The organism is Streptomyces sp. DH41, from assembly GCF_029813785.1.
Taxonomy (GTDB): domain Bacteria; phylum Actinomycetota; class Actinomycetes; order Streptomycetales; family Streptomycetaceae; genus Streptomyces.
Genome location: NZ_JARVKY010000004.1, coordinates 355,798 through 375,249 on the forward strand (window position 1 = coordinate 355,798; position 19,452 = coordinate 375,249).

Annotated in this window: 24 protein-coding genes; 10 read left to right on the plus strand and 14 right to left on the minus strand. The window is 72.4% G+C overall.

Annotation, left to right across the window (positions count from 1 at the left end):
- Positions 1-55: 55 nt before the first annotated feature.
- On the minus strand, positions 56-1,000 hold the full coding sequence (locus tag QC283_RS10135; protein ID WP_279561065.1) for a TIGR01777 family oxidoreductase: 945 nt from the start codon (positions 998-1,000) through the stop codon (positions 56-58).
- 169 nt (positions 1,001-1,169) lie between these two features.
- On the opposite strand from QC283_RS10135, the gene QC283_RS10140 reads away from it, so the two are divergent.
- Positions 1,170-2,006 carry a lysozyme gene (locus QC283_RS10140; protein ID WP_279561066.1) on the plus strand — a complete coding sequence of 279 codons (837 nt, stop codon included), beginning with the start codon at positions 1,170-1,172 and terminating at the stop codon, positions 2,004-2,006.
- Positions 2,007-2,039: 33 nt separating this feature from the next.
- Here QC283_RS10140 and QC283_RS10145 read toward each other — a convergent pair whose 3' ends face one another.
- The 5 genes from QC283_RS10145 to QC283_RS10165 all read right to left on the minus strand — a co-directional run bounded on the left by QC283_RS10145 (position 2,040) and on the right by QC283_RS10165 (position 5,131).
- A complete protein-coding gene (locus QC283_RS10145) occupies positions 2,040-2,762 on the minus strand; it encodes an FAD binding domain-containing protein (protein WP_279561067.1) in 723 nt (240 codons plus the stop codon).
- Positions 2,763-2,877: 115 nt separating this feature from the next.
- Positions 2,878-3,468, minus strand: coding sequence for a hypothetical protein (locus QC283_RS10150; protein WP_279561068.1), 591 nt, complete (start codon positions 3,466-3,468; stop codon positions 2,878-2,880).
- Positions 3,465-3,764, minus strand: coding sequence for a hypothetical protein (locus QC283_RS10155; protein WP_279561069.1), 300 nt, complete (start codon positions 3,762-3,764; stop codon positions 3,465-3,467). The genes QC283_RS10150 and QC283_RS10155 overlap by 4 nt, the downstream gene beginning before the upstream one ends.
- Positions 3,765-3,835: 71 nt before the next feature.
- Positions 3,836-4,639, minus strand: a complete 804-nt coding sequence (locus tag QC283_RS10160) for an alpha/beta fold hydrolase (protein ID WP_279561070.1) — start codon at positions 4,637-4,639, stop codon at positions 3,836-3,838.
- A gap of 54 nt (positions 4,640-4,693) precedes the next feature.
- A complete protein-coding gene (locus QC283_RS10165; RefSeq protein ID WP_279561071.1) occupies positions 4,694-5,131 on the minus strand; it encodes a hypothetical protein in 438 nt (145 codons plus the stop codon).
- 111 nt (positions 5,132-5,242) lie between these two features.
- Between QC283_RS10165 and QC283_RS10170 the strand changes: the two genes are divergently transcribed.
- Entirely contained in the window at positions 5,243-5,962 is a 720-nt protein-coding gene (locus QC283_RS10170; RefSeq protein WP_279561072.1) for a hypothetical protein, read from the plus strand.
- 114 nt (positions 5,963-6,076) lie between these two features.
- Here QC283_RS10170 and QC283_RS10175 read toward each other — a convergent pair whose 3' ends face one another.
- Both QC283_RS10175 and QC283_RS10180 read right to left on the minus strand, forming a co-directional pair.
- On the minus strand, positions 6,077-6,694 hold the full coding sequence (locus QC283_RS10175; RefSeq protein ID WP_383529782.1) for a sigma-70 family RNA polymerase sigma factor: 618 nt from the start codon (positions 6,692-6,694) through the stop codon (positions 6,077-6,079).
- 236 nt (positions 6,695-6,930) lie between these two features.
- Positions 6,931-7,677 (minus strand): hypothetical protein, encoded by a 747-nt coding sequence (locus QC283_RS10180; RefSeq protein ID WP_279561073.1) that lies wholly within the window; start codon positions 7,675-7,677, stop codon positions 6,931-6,933.
- A gap of 233 nt (positions 7,678-7,910) precedes the next feature.
- Between QC283_RS10180 and QC283_RS10185 the strand changes: the two genes are divergently transcribed.
- Positions 7,911-8,516, plus strand: a complete 606-nt coding sequence (locus tag QC283_RS10185; RefSeq protein WP_279561074.1) for a flavodoxin family protein — start codon at positions 7,911-7,913, stop codon at positions 8,514-8,516.
- Positions 8,517-8,603: 87 nt separating this feature from the next.
- Here the strand turns inward: QC283_RS10185 and QC283_RS10190 are convergent, their stop codons facing one another.
- Entirely contained in the window at positions 8,604-9,167 is a 564-nt protein-coding gene (locus tag QC283_RS10190) for a hypothetical protein (RefSeq protein ID WP_279561075.1), read from the minus strand.
- A 213-nt stretch (positions 9,168-9,380) separates the two neighbouring features.
- Between QC283_RS10190 and QC283_RS10195 the strand changes: the two genes are divergently transcribed.
- Complete coding sequence (locus QC283_RS10195) at positions 9,381-9,944, plus strand: Dps family protein (RefSeq protein WP_279561076.1); 564 nt, start codon at positions 9,381-9,383, stop codon at positions 9,942-9,944.
- Between the two features lie 125 nt (positions 9,945-10,069).
- On the opposite strand, the gene QC283_RS10200 is transcribed toward QC283_RS10195, so the two are convergent.
- A complete protein-coding gene (locus tag QC283_RS10200) occupies positions 10,070-10,426 on the minus strand; it encodes a PRC-barrel domain-containing protein (protein WP_279561077.1) in 357 nt (118 codons plus the stop codon).
- Positions 10,427-10,599: 173 nt separating this feature from the next.
- Between QC283_RS10200 and QC283_RS10205 the strand changes: the two genes are divergently transcribed.
- The 3 genes from QC283_RS10205 (at position 10,600) to QC283_RS10215 (ending at position 12,857) form a co-directional block, all read left to right on the plus strand.
- The gene (locus tag QC283_RS10205; protein ID WP_279561078.1) at positions 10,600-10,953 is read left to right on the plus strand and encodes an STAS domain-containing protein; all 354 of its coding nucleotides are present in this window, start codon (positions 10,600-10,602) and stop codon (positions 10,951-10,953) included.
- Positions 10,950-11,879, plus strand: a complete 930-nt coding sequence (locus QC283_RS10210; protein ID WP_279561079.1) for an anti-sigma factor RsbA family regulatory protein — start codon at positions 10,950-10,952, stop codon at positions 11,877-11,879. Before QC283_RS10205 ends, QC283_RS10210 begins: the two co-directional genes overlap by 4 nt.
- A 132-nt stretch (positions 11,880-12,011) precedes the next feature.
- Positions 12,012-12,857, plus strand: coding sequence for an RNA polymerase sigma factor SigF (locus QC283_RS10215; protein ID WP_279561080.1), 846 nt, complete (start codon positions 12,012-12,014; stop codon positions 12,855-12,857).
- 26 nt (positions 12,858-12,883) lie between these two features.
- Here QC283_RS10215 and ku read toward each other — a convergent pair whose 3' ends face one another.
- Positions 12,884-14,026, minus strand: a complete 1,143-nt coding sequence (ku, locus tag QC283_RS10220; protein WP_279561081.1) for a non-homologous end joining protein Ku — start codon at positions 14,024-14,026, stop codon at positions 12,884-12,886.
- 218 nt (positions 14,027-14,244) lie between these two features.
- On the opposite strand from ku, the gene QC283_RS10225 reads away from it, so the two are divergent.
- The gene (locus QC283_RS10225) at positions 14,245-15,366 is read left to right on the plus strand and encodes a lipid II:glycine glycyltransferase FemX (protein WP_279561082.1); all 1,122 of its coding nucleotides are present in this window, start codon (positions 14,245-14,247) and stop codon (positions 15,364-15,366) included.
- A 60-nt stretch (positions 15,367-15,426) separates the two neighbouring features.
- On the opposite strand, the gene QC283_RS10230 is transcribed toward QC283_RS10225, so the two are convergent.
- Complete coding sequence (locus QC283_RS10230) at positions 15,427-16,167, minus strand: class I SAM-dependent DNA methyltransferase (RefSeq protein ID WP_279561083.1); 741 nt, start codon at positions 16,165-16,167, stop codon at positions 15,427-15,429.
- A gap of 124 nt (positions 16,168-16,291) precedes the next feature.
- Here QC283_RS10230 and QC283_RS10235 point away from each other — a divergent pair, with 124 nt between their 5' ends.
- Positions 16,292-16,990: a type 1 glutamine amidotransferase gene (locus tag QC283_RS10235; RefSeq protein WP_279561160.1), complete on the plus strand. Its 699-nt coding sequence runs from the start codon at positions 16,292-16,294 to the stop codon at positions 16,988-16,990.
- Positions 16,991-16,993: 3 nt separating this feature from the next.
- Here QC283_RS10235 and QC283_RS10240 read toward each other — a convergent pair whose 3' ends face one another.
- Together QC283_RS10240 and QC283_RS10245 are read right to left on the minus strand one after the other, a co-directional pair.
- Complete coding sequence (locus tag QC283_RS10240; RefSeq protein WP_279561084.1) at positions 16,994-18,184, minus strand: GDSL-type esterase/lipase family protein; 1,191 nt, start codon at positions 18,182-18,184, stop codon at positions 16,994-16,996.
- A gap of 60 nt (positions 18,185-18,244) precedes the next feature.
- Positions 18,245-18,814: a TetR/AcrR family transcriptional regulator gene (locus tag QC283_RS10245; RefSeq protein WP_279561085.1), complete on the minus strand. Its 570-nt coding sequence runs from the start codon at positions 18,812-18,814 to the stop codon at positions 18,245-18,247.
- 71 nt (positions 18,815-18,885) lie between these two features.
- Here QC283_RS10245 and QC283_RS10250 point away from each other — a divergent pair, with 71 nt between their 5' ends.
- Entirely contained in the window at positions 18,886-19,377 is a 492-nt protein-coding gene (locus QC283_RS10250) for an FBP domain-containing protein (protein WP_279561086.1), read from the plus strand.
- Positions 19,378-19,452: the final 75 nt, after the last annotated feature.

Sequence of the window (19,452 nt, forward strand, 5' to 3'; positions counted from 1 at the left end):
CGACGGCTTCCGGCAGCGCTGTGCGCCGGTCCGGCCGTCCGGGACGCCGCCCTTCTCACCGGCCTCCGCGCACCCGCCGTACGAGGTCGTCGGCGGCCCGGGGCCACTCGGGGTGGTCGAACGCGAACCCCGCCTCGCGCAGTCGGCCGGGGACGACGCGCCGGCTCTTGAGGAGCAGCTCGGTGTCCGAACGCAGGACGAGGGCGCCGAGTTCGGCCATCCACCGCGTCGCCGGCAGACCCACCGGCATGCCCCACGCCTTGCGCAGCGCGCGCATGAACGCGCGCTGGGGCAGCGGAGCCGGCGCGGCGAGGTTCACGGGGCCGCTGAAGTCGTCGCGGCCGACGAGGAAGTCGACCGCGCGGACGAAGTCCTGGTCGTGGATCCAGGACACGTACTGCGCCCCGCCCGCGACGGAGCCGCCGAGGCCCAGTCGCGCCAGCCGCAGCAGGACGTCCAGGACGCCGCCCCGGTCCGGGCTCATCACCATGGCGGATCGCAGGGCCACCTTGCGGGTGTGCGGGGTGTCCGCCCGCTCCTGCTCCCGCTCCCAGGCCCTGGCGATGTCGACGCTGTACGACCAGTAGTCCGGGACTCCCGGTTCGGCTCCGCCGAGCAGGCCGGTTGCCTCGTCGTTGGGCGCGTCGAAGCGGTGGGCGTAGACGGTGGCGGTGCTCATCTGCAGCCAGACCCGGGGCGGCTCGGCGGCTGCCGAGATCGCCTCGCCGACGACACGCGCGGACTCCACGCGTGAGTCCATCATCGCCTTCAGGTTGCCGGGGGTGTAGCGACAGCTCACGCTGCGACCGGCCAGGTTGACGACCGCGTCGCTGCCGTCGACCTCCTCGACCCACTTCCCCGGCGTCCGGCCGTCCCATCCGACCTCACCCGGCCGCTCCGGCCGCCGGGTGAGCACCACGACGTCGTGGCCGGCGGCGGTCCACGCACGCTTCAGCACCGTACCGACCTGCCCGGTTCCCCCGGGGATCACGATCTTCATCGGACGCTCCCTCCCCCGCCTCATGTGTTCGTGCGATCGACCCTATCCCACATTTGAACACGTTCAAATACATGGGTCGGCGACGCCCCGCCCCTCAGGGGCCCACCGGCAACACCGTCTGGGCGCCCGTGGGATGCGGTCGGGCGTGACAGCGGATCGGATGGGTGCCATGCGCAGACCCATAGCCGTGGCGTCCAGCCACTCACGCCGCCTGCTCACGTCAGGCGTCCTCCTCGCCTCCCAGTCGCTCCTCCTCGGCCTGGCCGCGGTCCCCGCGTCGGCCGACGACGTGCGGACTCCCGTCCGCGGCACCGCGTACATGGGCAGCGGTGTCCTCGCCCACGAAGGGGTCCAGGGCCGGCCCACCGGGACCCGCGCCGCCCAGACGGAGGGCGTGGACGTCTCCAGTCATCAGGGCGACGTCGCCTGGCCGACCCTGTGGAACAGCGGGGTGAGGTGGGCCTACGCGAAGGCCACCGAGGGAACGTCCTACCGCAATCCCTACTACGCCCAGCAGTACGGCGGTTCGTACGACGTCGGCATGATCCGCGGTGCCTACCACTTCGCCATCCCGGACGGCGCCGGCGGCGCGGCCCAGGCCGACTACTTCGTCGACCACGGCGGCGGCTGGTCCAAGGACGGCAGGACGCTGCCCGGCGTGCTCGACATCGAGTACAACCCGTACGGGGACACCTGCTACGGCAGGACGGCGAGTCAGATGGTCGGCTGGATCCGGGACTTCCTCGAACGGTACAAGGAGCGCACCGGCCGCCAGGCCGTCATCTACACCTCCACCAACTGGTGGAAGCAGTGCACCGGGGACTACAGCGGCTTCGGCGCCACCAACCCGTTGTGGGTCGCCCGGTACGCCTCGACCGTGGGCCCCCTCCCGGCCGGCTGGGACGTCCACACGATGTGGCAGTACACCTCCTCGGGGCCGACCGTCGGGGACCACGACAAGTTCAACGGGGCGCTCGATCGCGTCAAGGCGCTGGCCAACGGCTGACGCGACCGCCGGGCCCCGGCGCCGGCCGCTTCGTCAGCGACCGGCGAGGGGGCCCAGGATGTCGGCGACCTGCTCACGCACCACGTCCCGGGCACCGGGAGGCAGGGCGCCGACGTCCGTACGCTCCAGCGCGGCGAGGGCTTCGTCGGCGCCCGCGTCGCACGGTGCGGTCTCGCTGACGACCTCGTAACCGTCGCGGACGGCGATCCGCAGGCGGTGCCGCCCCTCGCCGTCGGTATGCACGGCGGTGGCGACCACCAGGGGCGGCGGTCCGCCGGCTTCGGCGGGCTGCTTGCGGTAGCCGCTGGCTATCGGGGTGCGCCAGCCGAGGCCGAGCAGCAGATGACGCTTCGCCATGACCTCGGCCAGGTCGGTCTCGTAGGCCCGGTCCGGCCCCAGGACGGTGGCGCGGGCGTCCAGGACCAGGGCCGCCGGCAGCAGGCAGCGCAGACTGCTGCCGACGAGGTTGCCGCCGACCGTGGCCGTCCGGCGCACGGCTCCGGTGCCCACCGTGCCGGCCGCGCTTCGCAGCACCTCGGGAACGCGGTCGTCGATGCGGTGCAGCACCACGGCCGCTCCCAGCCCCTCGGGTTCGACCGCGGTCGCCTCGGGCAGGTTCCGCAGCGACATGGCCAGTTCCGGGAAACCGTCCCGTTGCCAGGTGGCCCACACGAGGGTGGCACCGCCGATGGGCACCGCTCCCTCGGCCATGCACTCCTGCGCTTCGGACACGGATGTGGGCAGACGCAACAGCACGGCGCTCGACCTGCTTTCCCCGGAAGGCGGCGGTGGACGACCCCGCGCCTACCGCCGCGTGATCACGGCCACTGCGCATTGTCCGTACCGCCGCGGGGGCGCGTACAGGGCTCACTCATTCATCATGTGCGCCCTTCGCGCGCCGGACAGGACGCTTGTAGTACCGCCACGGGAACGCCCCGGAGCCGACCTGCGTCCACCCCTGCTCCTCCATCCGTCGGTGCCGGGTGCCGACCGCGAAGGAAACCCTGCGGTGTTCCCAGGGGCGGCCGGACTTCTCGACGACATGGAAGAACGGGCCGAAGTCGACCATGTGCCAGCCGTCCGCGCCGGCTTCGGCGAGCGCCTGCATCTCGTTGAACGCGGTCAGCGGGGTCAGCACCCGCCGTTCCGCCGGTCCGGACGCGTCCGGACCGGGCCGCCCCCGGTCGGCGAATCTCTGCTGTGCGGCCTGCCGGCTCACGCCGAGGACACCGCCCACGGTGTCCCAGCTCTGCCCCGCGGCTCGCGCTCCCTGGACCGCCTCGCGCAGCAGCCTGCTCGTCTCCTCGGCGCCGACGCGACTGGCCGCCACCAGGCGGAGATAGCCTTCGGGGTCGTGCTCCAGCGACTCGACCAGTCCGTCCGGGGCGTCCAGGACGGCGGCCGCGACGCCCTCCCGGATACGCAGGACCTCTTCCTCGGTGAGCGGTTCCGTCCCGCTCACCGCCCGGCGTCCTTCGTCTCGTCGCCGCGCAGCGGCTCCAGAGCGTCGAGCCTCTCCAGATCCCGCTCCAGTCGCACGGCGTCGGTGCCGGCCGGGGCGTTCCCCGGCCGGGAGGCGGCGAGCAGTACTCCGATGACGAGGACGACCAGGAGGTCCGCGGCCACCAGGACGACGTAGGCCGGAGTGCCGAGGTCGTCGACGAGTGAGATCGCCAGAGCGATCAGGGCGGTGACCACGGCGAGCAGACCGGTGGCGGCCACCGGTATGGCTGGAGCGGAGCGCGTCGAAGTGTGCATGCCGTCAAGGTTTCCTTGACAGCATGCACTTTGTCAAGGAAACCTTGACAGCTCCTGCGAGCGGCACGCGGTCACACGCGCTGGGCCAGGAACTCCAGCAACACGGCGTTGAAGCGCTCGGGTTGCTCGGCGCCGGGGAGGTGGCCGGCCTTCTCGACGACGGCCAGGGTGGAGTGCGGGACGAGGCGGTGGAGGGACTCCGCCTCCGCGACGGGGGTGTATACGTCGTCCGCGCCGACGACGACCAGTACCGGAACCCGTACGGCGGCCAGGACCTCCCGGTAGTCGGGGCGTTCGGCCCGCCCGCGCAGCGCCGCCGCCGCGCCCCGCGGGTCGGTGGCGCACATCATCTCCAGGACGCGGGCTGCCACGTCCGGCATCGTGGTGACGTTGTAGGCGGCGAGCATCTTGTCGATGACCTCGTGCGCGTAACCGTCCATGCCCTCGGCGAGGAGCCTGTCGGCCAGCCGGTTGCGGAACTCCTTGCCCTCCTGGGTCTCGGCGGGCGCGGAGGTGTCGGACAGGACGAGTGCCCGTACCCGCTCCGGATGCCGCAGCTGGACCTCCATGGTGATCTGGCCGCCCATGGAGACGCCGCCGACGACCGCGCGCTCGATGCCCAGGTGGTCCAGGAGTTCGGCGAGGTCGTCGGCGAAGTCGGCGAGCAGCACCTTGCCCGGCGTCACGCCGCTGCGGCCGTAGCCGCGCAGGTCGGGAGTGACGACTCGGTGGCCGGCTTCCACGAGGGCCGCCACCTGGGGTGCCCACAGGGTGCGGTTGAAGGGGTGCCCGTGAATCAGCAGGACCGGGAGTCCGCTCGAGGGACCGGAGTCGTCGTAGTCGATCGTGGCGCCGCGCACTGTTGTGAAGTTCATTCCGGGCACCCTAACGGGGTGTCGTCCGGTGGGAGACAGGTGGCAGGGGACGTCTCAAGGTGCGAGCAGCGCGTCGGTCAACTCCGCGCGCGGTTCCTCCCCTTGCTTGCGGACCAGCTCGGGCAGCCGCGCGTTCCACTGCCGCGCGGCGCCGTCCAGCGACTCGGCGAAGGCCCTGCGCGCGCGGCGCCCCATGACGGCCGTCACGACGGGGAGCAGCGGACGGGCGAAGGAGCGGCCCTCGACCCGCGCCTTCACGGTCACCCGCCAGTGCAGCCCGTCCTCCTCGCGCACGGGCCGGTAACGGGCGCCCGGTCGCAGGTGACTTCCCTCGGCCAGGACCAGGCCGGGCAGGGGTCGTCCGTCGGGCAGTCCCAGGCGCGCTCCGTCGGCGTCCAGGCTCTCCGCCAGGTCGTGGAGCGTGGTGACGCACGACTCGAACCAGCGGCGGGGCACGGGGACGAGGGTCACGGTGTGCTGAAAGCGGGCCATGGGGCAAGGATGGAGGCTCAGGGGTGTCGGGTCACGGGTGTGGCCGAGCGGTGGGAGGACGAAGCCGAAAACGACTGGTGCGGCTGAACGCCTCCGGTCGATCATGTGTGCGTGACGAATCAGCCGGCCATCAGCACCCTGACCCTGCTGCACAGGATTCCGGACTCCTGGGACGCCGATCCCTGGGCCGAGGTGCGGCCGTTGATCGACGGCGTGGACGTCCTGCAGAGGTTCCACCCGGCAGGAAGAGCTGACAGTTGCCGTTACTGGAGGGGTCCGGCGGAGAGCTGGCCGCTGGCGGTCACGGAAGAACCCCGCAGGGTCATGATCACAGAACCGACCTGCACGGCCGGCTGCTGCGGCGCCCTGTACGTCACCATGCGCCGCGAGGGCGACCAGGTGATCTGGGACGCCTGGGAGAACACCAGTGACCGGACCGCGGTGCCCCCGGACTTCCGCTTCGACACCGCCCAGTACGAAGCCGAACTCGCGCGGGCCGCGGCGAACCGCGGTTGGGAGGAGCCGCTGGACACCATCGCCCGGTTCCTGGAACAGACCCTCGCGGACAGCGGGTGGTTCGAGCGGTGGGGCTGCGTCCTCACGGGCGTCTCGCCACGACGTGCGGAGCCGGACCTTCCCGAGGAGATCACCAGCCCCGAGGGCGTCGACGTCGAGTTCCGTCAGGACCGGGGGCCCCGCGAGGCTCCTGGGTTCTACCAGTGCGAGTTGCCCGTCATCGGCGACCGGTCCGTGGCGGAGCACGTACGGCTGCTCGCGGATCACATCCTGGCGGACGACCCGCGCAAGGCCGCCGATGCCCTAGGAGGGTGAGGACGGCCACAGGGAAGGCCAGGGGCGCGGTAGGAACCCCGGAGGCGGTTCTCGAGCCGCTGCGGCGGGACCGGTCACCCGGTGATCCGGGCCCGCCGCGGTGAGCGCCGGCCGTCACGCGGCGGCGGCCACCGGCACGGTGCGCTCGGCGTCGTTCAGCCACTCGATCAGAGAGGTGCGGGCGCGGGCGACCCGTGAACGCACCGTCCCTATCGGGCACTCGCTGACATCGGCCGCCTCCGCGTAGGGCAGCCCGAGCAGTTGGGTGAGGACGAACGCCTCACGGCGTTCGTCGGGGAGCGTGGCCAGCAGTTCGGCGAGGGCCACGCCGTCGTCGAAGCCGGGCAGACCGCGCGGCTGGGTTCGCTCGGCGGCCGACTCCCAGTCGTCCGTGGCCGCCAGGCGCGGCCGGGCGGAGTCGTGGCGGATGCTGTCGGCCACCGCTCGGCGGGCGATGGCGAGCAGCCAGGTGCGGGCCGACGAACGTCCTTCGAAGTGGTGCAGGCTGCCGAGGGCCCGCAGGAAGGTGTCCTGGGTCAGGTCGTCGGCGCTCTGCGGATCGGCGCCGAGGAAGGTCACGTAGCGGCGGACGTCCCGGTGCAGGGCGCGTACGAAGTGGTCGACGGCGTCGGGGTCGCCGGTGCGCGCGGCGAGTGCCCAGGCCGTGATCGACGCCTCCTTCGCGTCCGTACCCGGTTGCCTGCGTGAGGGGGGCGGTGCGGGAGTGATCACCTGTGTCTGTCCTTCTCGGAAGCGGGGGTCCGGTCTCCCGGGCCGGGGCGGCCGGTGCGGGACGGGCCGGCGGCGCGGTGGGACCGGTGACGGGGTGACGGCCGGGCGCGTCGGCGCACGGCCGGTGCCCGAGGCGCGACGCCGGCGGATCGGCGGCTCTGCGGCCCTGTCGCTCGACGGCATGACGGCATGACGGCTCGGCCGGTTCGTCGGGGGCCTCGGGAAACCTGCTGTCGTCAGACGACAGCGACCCCGGCGGGCGGGCCCCGCGTGGTGATCGCGTGGGCGAGGAGGAGGCGGCGCGGGGAGCGGATGGAGGCGGCTCGGCGGGCCCGGACGCGCGGCCGGTGCGGCGGCGCGGGGAGCGGGACCAGCAGCAGGCGCAGCGGCGCGACCAGCCGGGCGGCGAGGGAGCGCACGATGCGGAACGCGGCGCGTTCGCCGTGGGCCAGCCAGAGTCCGCACAGCAGCGCGGCCACCAGGTGGGCGGCGAGCATACCGGTCGAGGACATGTCACCCATGGCATGGCCCCCGGGGTCGACGGGGCCCAGGGCGTTCACGCCGTGCGCGGAGGGCGCGGAGTGAACGGCATGGGTGCTGTGGTCCGCGGCGCTCATGGGTATCGACATGGCGCCCTGCTCCGCGCCCGAGTCCGACGGCATCCGGCACAGCAGGACGTCCAGCCACCGGCGCGCGAGGGACGCGCCGCCCGAGGGCCGCGGCCGTACCGTCGCCTGGGCGAGCGAGAAGGACGCGTGCAGCGCGGTCTGGGCGGCCAGCGCGGCACAGACGACGGCGAGCCGTCCGCGTTCCCGGGCGGCGAGCCACCAGGCGGCGGCGCCCGTCGCCGACGCGCCCGCGACAACGGCCCACCAGGGCACCGCGGTGGTGGACATCAGGGTGTGGCCCAGGGCGGCGAGCAGCACACAGACGGCCGCGAACACCGCGGCCCGCACCGTGCGAGAGCACCACCCTGCAGTCATGGCGGCCTCATCCTCGCATCCGGACTTCCGTGATCACCGGTGAGTACGGATTTCGGCCCGGCACCCCACTCGTCCGACACGCGTGATCCACGCCACACTTCGCGCGCGAACGGTCGAAGCCGACGGCCGAAGTCGTGACCGGCCGGCGGCGCTCCGGGCGGCCCGCGTCCGGACGGGTGAACGGTCTCCCGGTGCGACGATCGGAGCCCACCGCCCGGGGAAGAGGGGTAGGCATGCGCGCACTCGTCATCAACTGCACCCTCAAGCCCTCCCCGCAGCCGTCGAACACCGAGGCCCTCGCCGCCACGGTCATCGCGGCGCTGAAAGGCCACGGGGCGGAGGTGGACGTCGTACGGGCCGTCGACCTGAACCTGAAACCCGGGGTCGAGACCGACATGGGCGACGGCGACGACTGGCCGGGCGTGCACGAGAAGCTGCTGTCGTCGCAGATCCTGATCATCGCGTCGCCGACCTGGCTCGGCCGACCGTCCTCGGTCGCCCAGCGGGTGCTCGAACGGATGGACGCCATGCTCAGCGAGACCGACGACGAGGAGCGCCCCGTCGCCTACAACCGCGTCGCCGGGGTCCTGGTCACCGGCAACGAGGACGGCGCCCACCACGTCATCAGCGAGATCAGCGGCGGGCTCGCGGACATCGGCTACACCATTCCAGGGCAGGCCTGGACCTACTGGCACCTCGGCCCCGGGCCCGGCCCCGACTACCTCGACGACGACCGCGGCCACGACTGGTCGACCTCCACCGGCCGGGCCATGGCGTCCAACCTCGTCCACGCGGCGCGTGCGCTCAGCGCGATGCCGCTGCCGGCTCCGCCGTCCTGACGTCTCCGGCGCCCGTCCGGCGCACCTGCGGGGAGGGCGGGGCCGAGGGGCGTCCTTCACGGGCTGCACGGGCTGCACGGCCAGGCTCTAGCAGTGCTCCCTGATCGGCGCGCGTCGCGAACCGGCCACCGCGGGACGGCGCCGGCGGTAGTAGGAGACGGTGACGGCGCCGAGCAACGGCCCCCAGGCGACCAGGGGCAGGTAGGCGAAGCCGAGGAGCGTCTCGCCGAGCGGGGTCATGTCGGGGTGGGGGGTGGCCCACCACCAGGCGAACGGGGTCCACAATGCGGTCAGCGCGACGGCGCCCACGCCGGCCGGGACGACCGCCGCCAGTACCGGCACCGGCCGCCCGCCGACCAGCGGGAGCCGGCGCGGGAACACCTCGCCCCACGGCCGGACCAGGCCGAGGGTGAGCAGGGCGAGCGCCTCGCTCACCACGCTCAGCGCGACGACGTACACCACGCCCCATCCGGTCACGCCCAGCGCCTCGTACCCCGCGCCGGTGTACCCGGCCGGCTGCCCCGCCGCCAGCAGGAGGCGCCAGAGTCCGGTCGGCAGGGTGAGCAGCGCGGTGATGTGAGCGGCCCGGACCGCCCAGCGGGCGGGGACGGGCGCGAAGCCGGGATCGGAGCGCCGTGGGGTCGTGGTCATGCCGATCATCCTGTCGGCGGGCCGCCGCCCCGGCGTCGCTCCCGGGGACGGTCCGGAAGGCGGCGCCGGCAGGAGGTCCCGACGGTTGACTCACCCGTTCGGGGGAGACCCGTCCTCCTCAGGCACAGCGCCCGGGCATGTCTGCCGTCGCCGATGCGGGGCAGTCGTGCTCGTGCAACGACGTACGAAACGCATGAGGAGCTGAGGTCCGCCATGACGCACGACCTGACCCCGAAGTACACGGTCCCCGGTATCGAGCGCGAGGCCGCCGGCCGGCTGATCGGCGTGCTGCGACTGCGCCTGCACGCCTTCAACGACCTCCATCTCACCCTCAAGCACGTGCACTGGAACGTCGTGGGACCGCACTTCATCGCCGTGCACGAGATGATCGATCCCCAGGTCGACCAGGTCCGCGAGATGGCCGACGACGTCGCGGAGCGCATCGCCGCGCTCGGCGGGGTCGCCCAGGGCACCCCCGGGGCGCTGGTGGCCGAGCGGCCCTGGGACGACTACTCCATCGGACGGGCCGACGCCATCGCCCACCTCGGCGCGCTCGACGTCGTGTACACCGGCGTCATCGAGGGGATGCGCGCGGCGGTGAAGGAGTCCGGTGAGATCGACCCGGCCACGGAGGACCTCCTGATCGGCCAGCTCAGGGACCTGGAGCAGTTCCAGTGGTTCGTACGGGCCCATCTGGAGAGCTCCGGAGGCACCCTGGCCACGGGAAGCGCGTCCTCCGAGACGGAGGCGGCGGAACGCGGCGCGGAGCTCGCCTAGCCAGGGTCTGCCGGGTGGTGGAGCGGGACGGGGCCGACCGTGTGCCGGTGACGGCGCGGTCGGCCCCTCGTGCGCGCCCGGTGCGCTCGTGGTGCCTGCCCGGTGTGCTTGTCGTCTCCGCCCGGTCAGCGCCGGCCGAGCCGGCGTTCGCCGCGGCTGCCCTGCTCGTAGGGCAGGTGGTAGTGGGCGAAGACGGCACCCTCGTCCTCGGCGGCGAGTTCACCGTCCGGGTCGATCCCGGGCGCGTCCTTGACCAGGCTCTTGTCGTAGGTCACCTTCAGGTAGCCCGGTCCGACGGTGGCTCTGTCCACCGGGACGAACACGATCCGCCGACGGGTCGGCAGACCGATCAGGACCGCGGCGAACGCCGGCCGGTCGGTGAGGGTGTCGACGTAGATGGACTCCAGGGTCCCGATTTTGCGGCCGTCGCCGTCGACGACGTCATGGTCACGCCAGTCACGAATGTTGTCGGCTTCAAACATGCCCAGTCTTCCCTTCCGGAGGACGCGCTCACTGTCTAGTTCCCCGCTTCGTGCCCGCGTCGCATGATTTGTCCCCACTGCGCGTACGGCACCCGATCGCGGTAGGCTGCCTGGCCGGACGAGGCGCTCCGGGACGCGGACGGACACCGGGGTATTTCCGAAGGAGATCGAGTGTGGATGCCACAGGCCCCACGGGCGGCCCGCCCCGCTTGCGGAGCGGGGCTGTACTGGAGGTGGGCCCGCTGTCCGGTCGTCCCGGCATCCGCGCCAGCGGAGAGATCAGCGTGACCACCCGGGTCTCCTGGGAGAAGGCCCTCACGGAGCTCTCCCGACGGCACGCGGACGTGTCCTACGTGGAACTGTCCGGCGTGCGCTTCGTCGACGTGGCCGGGGTCACGGCGCTCGCCGTCACCGCGATGAACCTGCCCGGCGGGCGGGTCGTGGTGGAACAGCCGCCGCCGCAACTCCCCCGGGTGCTCGAGCTGTTCTGGCCGTCCCTGCACCGGATCGAGGTGGCGCCGCGATGAACACGGTGACCACCGACGAGACCTTCGCGCATCCGGCGCTGTTCTACCGCTCGGAGGGCGAGTACGCCGACCGGACGGTGACGTTCGTCCGGGAGGGCCTCGCCTCGGGTGAACCGGTGGCGGTGGCCGTGCCCGCCCCCAACCTGGAGCTGATCAGGGCGGGGCTGGGAACGGACGCGCGGGACGTCTCCTTCCTCGACATGGCGGAGGCCGGACGGAATCCGGGACGGATCATCCCCGGCGTACTCAGGGCGTTCGCCGACGCGCACGCGCACGAACACGTGCGCATCATCGGTGAGCCGGTCTGGGCCGGGCGCAGCGCGGCGGAGTACCCGGCGTGCGCCCAGCACGAGGCGTTGATCAACGCGGCCTTCGCGGGCCGCTCCGCGACGATCCTGTGCCCGTACGACGAGACCCGGCTGGACGCGGACGTCCTGGCCGACGCGCTGATCACCCATCCCACGGTCATCTCCGAGGGGCGTCAGCGGGCCAGCGAGGCCTACGACTGGCGCGCGGTCGTCGCCCGCTACAACGAGCCGCTGGAGCCCGCGCCGGACGCCGACGTCTTCGCCTTCGGTGCCGGGGAGCTGCCGGACGCACGCCGCTTCGTCGTCGGCCGGGCCACCTCGCTCGGACTGGCCGAGCGGCGGCTGCAGGACGCGGAACTGGCGGTGGCGGAGCTGACCACCAACAGCGTGATCCACGGCGGCGGTCACGGGACGCTGGCGGTCTGGGCCGAGGCGGGGCAAGTGGTGTGCGAGGTCCGCGACTCGGGCCGGCTCACCGATCCGCTCGCCGGCCGCCGGCCGCCGGAGCACGGGCAGATCGGCGGCCGCGGCCTGCTGCTCGTCCACTACGTCGCGGATCTGGTGCGGGTGCACACGACGGACGACGGCACCACCGTCCGCTTCTACCTCGGCCTCTGACACGGCGTCGGAACCCTTCGCCGCAACGCCGTCCGCGGATTCATGCATGAGGGTCTTGGCCCGGGGTAGGCGCTCAGTCGTTGGCCGACAAGCCGACGATGACGGGGGCCGATCGACCTGGGAGGGCACATCATGGCGACGACGACCGCACAGACCACCGAGCACACCACCACGGAGATGCCGGAGATCGCGGACCCGTCCAAGGTGGCGCCCAAGGACGCGCGGGAGTTGTCGAAGCTGTTCTTCCAGCAGCTGACGGTGCTCGAAGAGGGCACGCCCGAATACCAGTACGCCCGTAACACGCTGATCGAGATGAACATGTCCCTGGTCCGCTTCGCGGCCGGCCGGTTCCGCAGCCGCGGGCCGGAGGAGATGGAGGACATCGTCCAGGTCGGCATGATCGGCCTCATCAAGGCCATCGACCGGTTCGAACTGACCCGTGAGGTCGAGTTCACCTCCTTCGCCGTGCCGTACATCGTCGGCGAGATCAAGCGGTTCTTCCGCGACACCTCGTGGGCCGTGCACGTGCCCCGGCGGCTTCAGGAGGCCCGTGTCCAGCTGGCCCGCGCCACCGAGGAGCTGCGCAGCCGGCTGGGCCGCAACCCCACCACCGCGGAACTGTCCGAGCTGATGTGCCTCCCGGAGGACGAGGTCGTCGAGGCCCGTCTGGCTGCCAACGGCTACAACTCCGCCTCGCTGGACGCGGCCATCAACGGCAGCGAGGACGGCGAGTCGGCGCTGGCCGACTTCATCGGCGCGGACGACTCCGCGCTGGCGCTCGTGGACGACTTCCACGCGCTGGCCCCGATGATCGCCGAGCTGGACGAACGCGACCGGCAGATCATCCACTGGCGGTTCGTCGAGGAGCTCACCCAGAAGGACATCGGCGAGCGCCTCGGGGTCTCGCAGATGCATGTGTCCCGGCTGATCTCGCGTCTGCTGGCCCGTCTGCGGGAAGGCATGCTCAGCACCCACTGAGCCGGGTGTCGCCCGCTGGGCGGGGTTCAGGCGGCGGCCGTCTTCTTCTTCCGGCCGCTTCCGCCACCGGTGAGGGCGTCGATGAGCTGTTCGCGGCTCATCTTCGACCGTCCGGGGACGTCCTGGTCGGTGGCCCGCTGGTAGAGCTCCGTCTTGCTCAGCTCCCGCAGCTCGCCCCGCTTCGGCGGCGCCTTCCGGGAGGGGGCGGCGGCCTTCTTCCGCCGCTCGGCGCTCTGCTCCCGCGGGCCGGTGCCCTCCTTCCGCGGCTCGGCGCTCCCCTTCCGCGGCTCGGCGCTCTGCTTCTGCCGGCCGGTGTCGCTCTTCCGCGGTGCCGAGGGCTGCTTGCCGCCGGCGCTCCCCGCCTTCGCGGGTGACCGCTTGCCGCCGGTCCCGCTCGCCTGCTCCAGGCTGCCCCGTAGAACCTCCATCAGGTCGACGACGTCGGTGGCCCGGGGCGCTTCCTCCGCGACGGCGACCTCCTCGCCCTCGGCCTTGGCCCGGACCAGCTCGCGGACCCTCTCCTGGTACGTGTCGTGGTAATGGGCCGGGTCCCAGGGGCCGCTGAGCGCGTCGACGAGCCGCATCGCCATGTCCAGTTCCTTGCCGCGGTCCGCCCGGCCCGAGGGCAGCTCGGGAAGCTCCTCGACCGGGTCGCGGACCTCGTCGGCCCAGTGCAGCGTCTGGAGCACCAGGACCTCGTCGTCGGCGCGGAGCGCGGTCAGGTACTGCCGGCTGCGCATGACGAAGGTGGCGACGCCGACCTTGCCGGCCTCGGCGAGGGCGGTGCGGAGCAGCTCGTAGACCTTGAGGTACTCCTTGCCGCGCGGGGCGACGTAGTAGGTGCGGCCGAAGTAGACCGGTGCGATGCGGTCCAGGTCGACGAAGTCCGTGATCTCGAGGGTCTGGGAGCGGCCCGGCGCGATCTCGTCCAGTTCCTCCGGCTCCACGACGACGTACTCGCCCTCGCCCACCTCGTAGCCCTTGACGATGTCACCGGAGGCGACCTCCTCGCCGGTGCGCTCGTTGACCCGCCGGTTGCGGACGCGGTCCGAGGTGCCGCGCTGCAGCTGGTGGAAGTGGATCGTGTGGTCCTGCGTCGCCGTGAACAGACCGACGGGGACCGAGACCAGCCCGAACGTGATGACACCTGTCCAGATCGCCCGCGCCATGGCCGTCCACTCCGTCCGTCCTGCCCGCACCGCCCAACCCGGCCACGCTCGCACCCCGGCCACGATCGCGCGCGCCGGGCGGGGCACGCGGGTGAGCGGCCGGCCGACAGCGCGCGCATCGGCCGCCGCCGGTATTCCCTGTGAGGTGCGGGACCGCGACCGCGGCCCGCGCACCGGACGTCTCCCGTCCGACGACGTCGAACAAAGGGGCACCGCCCATGAGCTGTCATCTGAAGGCGATCACCCGCGAGGAACATCTGCGCTTCGTCGCGTCCCGGCCCTCCGTGAGTCACCTGCAGACACCCTCGTGGGGTGACGTGAAACCGGACTGGCGAGCGGAGAGCCTGGGCTGGTTCGACGGGGGCGGCGACCTCGTGGGGGCCGGGCTGGTGCTGCTGCGGCCGTTGCCGAAGCTGAAACGGTACCTGGCCTACCTGCCCGAGGGCCCGGTCATCGACTGGGGCTCGGCGGATCTGGAGCGGTGGCTGGAGCCGATGCTCGCGTACCTGAAGGAGCGGGGTGCCTTCTCGGTGAGGATGGGGCCGCCGGTGGTGGCGCGGCGCTGGAGTGCCGAGGCGGTCAAGGCGGCGATCGCGGACCCGGGAGCCCGGCGTCTGGGAGACGTCGAGGCCACCGTGCGCGAATCCGGGGCCGACGGTGTGGCCGAGCGGCTGCGCCGGATGGGCTGGCGGCAGAACGAGTCCGGGGGCGAGGACGGCTTCGCGGCGGGACAGCCGCGCCATGTGTGCCAGGTACCGCTCGCCGGCCGGTCACTGGAGCAGATCCAGAGCGGCTTCAACCAGCAGTGGCGCCGCAACATCAAGAAGTCCGAGAAGGCCGGTGTGAAAGTCGTCCGGGGCGACCACGAGGACCTCCCGGCGTTCTACGAGCTCTACGTCGAGACCGCGGAACGGGACGGCTTCGTTCCGCGCCCCCTCGCCTACTTCCGGCGCATGTGGACCGCGCTGACGGCCGAGGACCCCGACCGTATGCGTCTCTACCTCGCCCATCACGACGGTGAGGTACTCGCCGCGGCCACGATGCTGACCGTCGGGGAGCACGTCTGGTACTCGTACGGCGCGTCCACCAGCCGCCGGCGCGAGGTGCAGCCCAACAACGCGCTCCAGTGGCGGATGATCTGCGACGCCCATGAACTCGGCGCGGCCGTCTACGACTTCCGCGGCATCACCGACACCCTGGACGAGGACAACCAGCTGCTGGGGCTGCTCCGGTTCAAGGTCGGCGCCGGCGGCGAGGCCGTCGAGTACCTCGGCGAGTGGGACTATCCGCTCAACAGGGTGCTGCACAAGGCCCTGGGACTGTACATGGCCCGGCGCTGAGCCCTCCGCGGACCGGCCGGGACGGGGACAGGACGACCCGGCCCCGTCGGGCCGCTCACGTCAGACGACGGGCTTCTCCCAGACCGAGACGTGGCCGCGGCTCTCGTGGGTGAACGGCTTCCGGGTCCACCCCTCCCACCGGTCACGCAGCCGCAGGCCGGCGAGCCGGGCCATCAGGTCGAGTTCGGAGGGCCAGACGTACCGGAAGGGGTAGTACGCGTACTCGGGACGTCCGTCCACGAGGGTGACGTAGTTCGAACTCATCGCCTGGGTGGCGGTGTCGTAGGTGTCGAACGCCCAGCCGGCCGGGCCGACGCGGAACGGCACGGCGGTCTGCCCCGGCGGCAGCAGGCGCAGTTCCGGGACACCCACCTCGATGACGAAGCAGCCGCCGGGTTCCAGGTGCGCGGCCGCGTTGCGGAAGCAGTCGACCTGGGCGTCCTGTGTCGTCAGGTTGTTGATGGTGTTGAAGACGAGGTAGGCCACCGCGAACGTGCCCGGCACCCGGGTCGTCGCGAAGTCGCCGATGGTCACTCCGACGGCGTCGCCCCCTGGCTTGGCACTCAGCCGGGAGGTCATGGCCCGGGACATGTCGATGCCGTGCACCGGGACTCCGCGGTCCGCCAGCGGCAGCGCGAGCCGGCCGGTGCCGATGCCGAACTCGAGTGCGCGGCCGTCACCGGCCAGCCCGGCCAGCAGGTCGACCGCGGGATCCACCGCGTCGGGGGTGAACATGTCCGCCGACGACTCGTCGTATCGCGCGGCGACGGTTTCTCCGAAGTACCCGTCATCATCAGACATGCGGGGACGGTACCTGCCGACGGGCCGCCGGCGCCTGCGATTTTCCGCCGCGGTGGAGGCCGTCGTGGAGCAGGATGTCCTGGAGCAGGATGTCGTCCGAAGGGCGCCGGACAAGGGGTGGTCGATGGCGCGGCTGTTGGTGGTGCAGAACGGCCCGGACGGCGGGCCGGGCCGGTTCGGTGACTGGCTGGTCTCGGACGGACTGTCGCTGGACGTGGTGCACGCGTACGCCGGTGCGCCGCTCCCCCGGCGTCCGGCGCACGAGGGCGTCATGGTGCTGGGCGGTGGCTACCTGCCCGACGACGACGTCCGCGCGGCCTGGCTCGCGCCCACCCGCGCCCTGGTCGCCGAGGCGGTGGAGCGGGGCGCTCCCGTGTTCGGTATCTGCCTCGGCGGGCAGCTCCTCGCCCGCGTCGCGGGCGGCACGGTGGAGGGCGACCACGGCGAACCGGAGTTCGGCAGTACGCCGCTCAGTCTGCGGCCGGAGGCGGCGGGTGATCCCCTCTTCGGGGGACTGCCGGAGCGGGTCACGGCGGTCGAGCACCACGTGGACGCCGTGACCGCCCTGCCGCCGGGCGCCGCCTGGCTGATGGAGAGCGAACGGTGCCCGTACCAGGCGTTCCGGGTCGGCGACCGGGCGTGGGGAGTGCAGTTCCATCCCGAGGCGGGCGCGGACCGGGTCCGGTCGTGGGCCCCGGAGCGGATCCGGGCCAGGGGTCTGGACCCGGCGGAGGTCTTCGGCCGGGCGGAACGCGACGAGCCCGCGGCCGAGGCCGTCTGGCGCGAGGTCGCCCGGCGGTTCGCCGCGCTCGTCGGGGGGTGAGGGTCAGCGGGAGAAGGCGCCGCGGTCGGTGAACGCCAGACGGGCGAAGCGTTCGCCGATACGGCGGTGGGTGGCCGCGTCCGGGTGGAGGTCGTCGGGCAGGGGCAGCTCCGCGGCGTCGGCCTCGCCATAGAGGTCGCGGCCGTCGAGGTAGTGCAGGTTGGGGTCGTCGGCGGTCCGCTGGGCCACGATGCGGGCCAGCTCGTCCCGGACGACGTTCAGAGTCAGTTTCCCGCTCGCGCGTTCCCCCGGGTCGCCCATGGCCACGAACCGCAGTCGTCCCTCGCGGAGGCCGGAGACGTCGGGAGCGAGAGGGCCTGGGGTGTCCTCCTGGATGGGGCACAGGATGGGCGAGACGACCAGCAGCGGGGCCGTGGGGTGCCCTTCGCGGACGGTGTCGAGGAAGCCGTGCACGGCGGGGCCGAAGGCACGCAGCCGCATCGCGTCGTGGTTGACCACGTTGATGCCGATCTTGACGCTGATCAGGTCGGCGGGGGTGTCGCGCATGGCCCGCGCGGTGAACGGGTCGAGCAGGGCGCTGCCGGCCAGGCCCAGGTTGACGAGTTCGACGCCGCCGAGCCAGGCGGCGAGCGCGGGCCACGTGGTGGTGGGGCTCGCGGCGTCGGAGCCGTGGCTGATCGAGCTGCCGTGGTGCAGCCAGACCCTGCGGCCGGGGTCCGGGGCGGGCTCGACGGGAGCGTCGGTGCGCAGGGCGACGAGTTCGGTTCTCTCGTTGTGCGGCAGCCAGATCTCGATGTCCTTGCTGCCCTCGGGCAGGCCGGCGAAGCGCAGGGTGCCGACGGGACCGGACTCGAAGCCCGCCGTACCGGTGGTCATGTCGACGGTGAGGGTGTTGCCGCCCGCGACACTGCCCTGACCGGCCGGCCGGCCGTCGACGAGCAGGTCGTACAGGCCGTCCGGGCGGGGCGGGGCGCCGACGTGGACCCGCTTGGTGGGCAGGGTGTCCAGTTCGAGAGTGGTGGCCCGGGTGCGCAGGGCCAGGCGTATACCGGAGGGCTGGGACTCGGCCATGGCCAGCTGCCCGTCGGTGTTCTGGGCGCGGGCCCGGGCGGGCAGCCGGTGCGGCAGCAGTCCGCGCTCGGTGCGCTCCAGGTCGAGGGCGCCGCGCAGGAGGTCCCGGGTGATCGGCGTGGTGATCCAGTCGATCCGGTCGTCGTCGGTGTGCGTGCTCATGCCGCCTCCGGCTGATGTGGTGGTGTCGGTGTGTCCGGTACGTGCTTCACCGAGCGGGGTTCATCGCGCGGGCCAGTTGCGGAGCAGGGCGTCGAGGGCGTCCACGATCCGCGTCCAGGTCTCCTGGGTGTCGGGGGCGCTGTGGCTGAAGCCGCCTCCCATCTCCAGGCTGACGTAGCCGTGGAAGACGCTGCCCAGCAGCCGGACCGCGTGGGTCTGGTCGGGTTCCGCCAGGTCGTAGCCGCGCAGGATGGCCCGGGTCATCTGTGCGTGGCGGACGCCCGCGCTGGCCGCCGCCGTCTCCGGGTCCAGCCGGAGTTGGGCCGCGGTGTAGCGGCCGGGGTGTTCCCGGGCGTAGTCGCGGTAGACGTTCGCGAAGGCGGCCAGGGCGTCCTTGCCCGCCCGCCCGGCCAGTGCGGTGGCGCCCCGGTCGGCGAGTTCGGCGAGGGCGAGCAGGGCGATCCGGGTCTTGAGGTCATGGGAGTTGCGCACGTGCGAGTACAGACTCGCGACCTTGACGTCGAAGTGTCTGGCCAGCGCGGAGACCGTCACCTGCTCGAAGCCGACCTCGTCGGCCAGTTCCGCGCCCGCCCGCACCAGACGCTCCGTGGTCAGCCCGACACGCACCATAACCACCCTCTCGTTGACCTGTACTGATTATTCATTTGCCTAAGGCTTTTAGGCAAATTACGCTGCGCTACATGAAGCCACTGACCGAAAGAGAGATCCGCGCCGCCTTCGTGAACTGCACCAAGGGCGCGGCCAAGCGCCTGTCCGTGCCGCACGACCTCGCGGACCGCCCTTGGGACGACCTGGACTACTTCGGCTGGCGAGACCCCCAGGCGCCGGACCGCGCCTACCTCGTGACCGAGCTGGGCGGCCGTCCGACCGCACTCGCGCTGAGGTCCTCAAGCGCCGCCTTGGGGCAGGCGCGCCGCAGCATGTGCTCGATGTGCCTGACCACGCATTCCGGCGGCGTCTGCCTCATGGTCGCGCCGAAGGCCGGCAAGGCCGGGCAGCAGGGCAACTCGGTGGGCGCGTACATGTGCGGCGACCTGGCCTGCTCGCTGTACATCCGGGGCAAGCGGGAAGCGGGCGCCGGCGCGCGGCTGCCCGAGACGATCACGCTGGAGGAGAAGATCCGGCGGACCGTGGTGAACCTCGCGGCGTTCGTCGACAAGGTGGTCGCGTGACGGGCACTCCGCGACAGCCCCCGGCTGGGGGCCCGCGGTGACCGGAGCGGGGTGACCGGAGCGGTCCGACCAGGT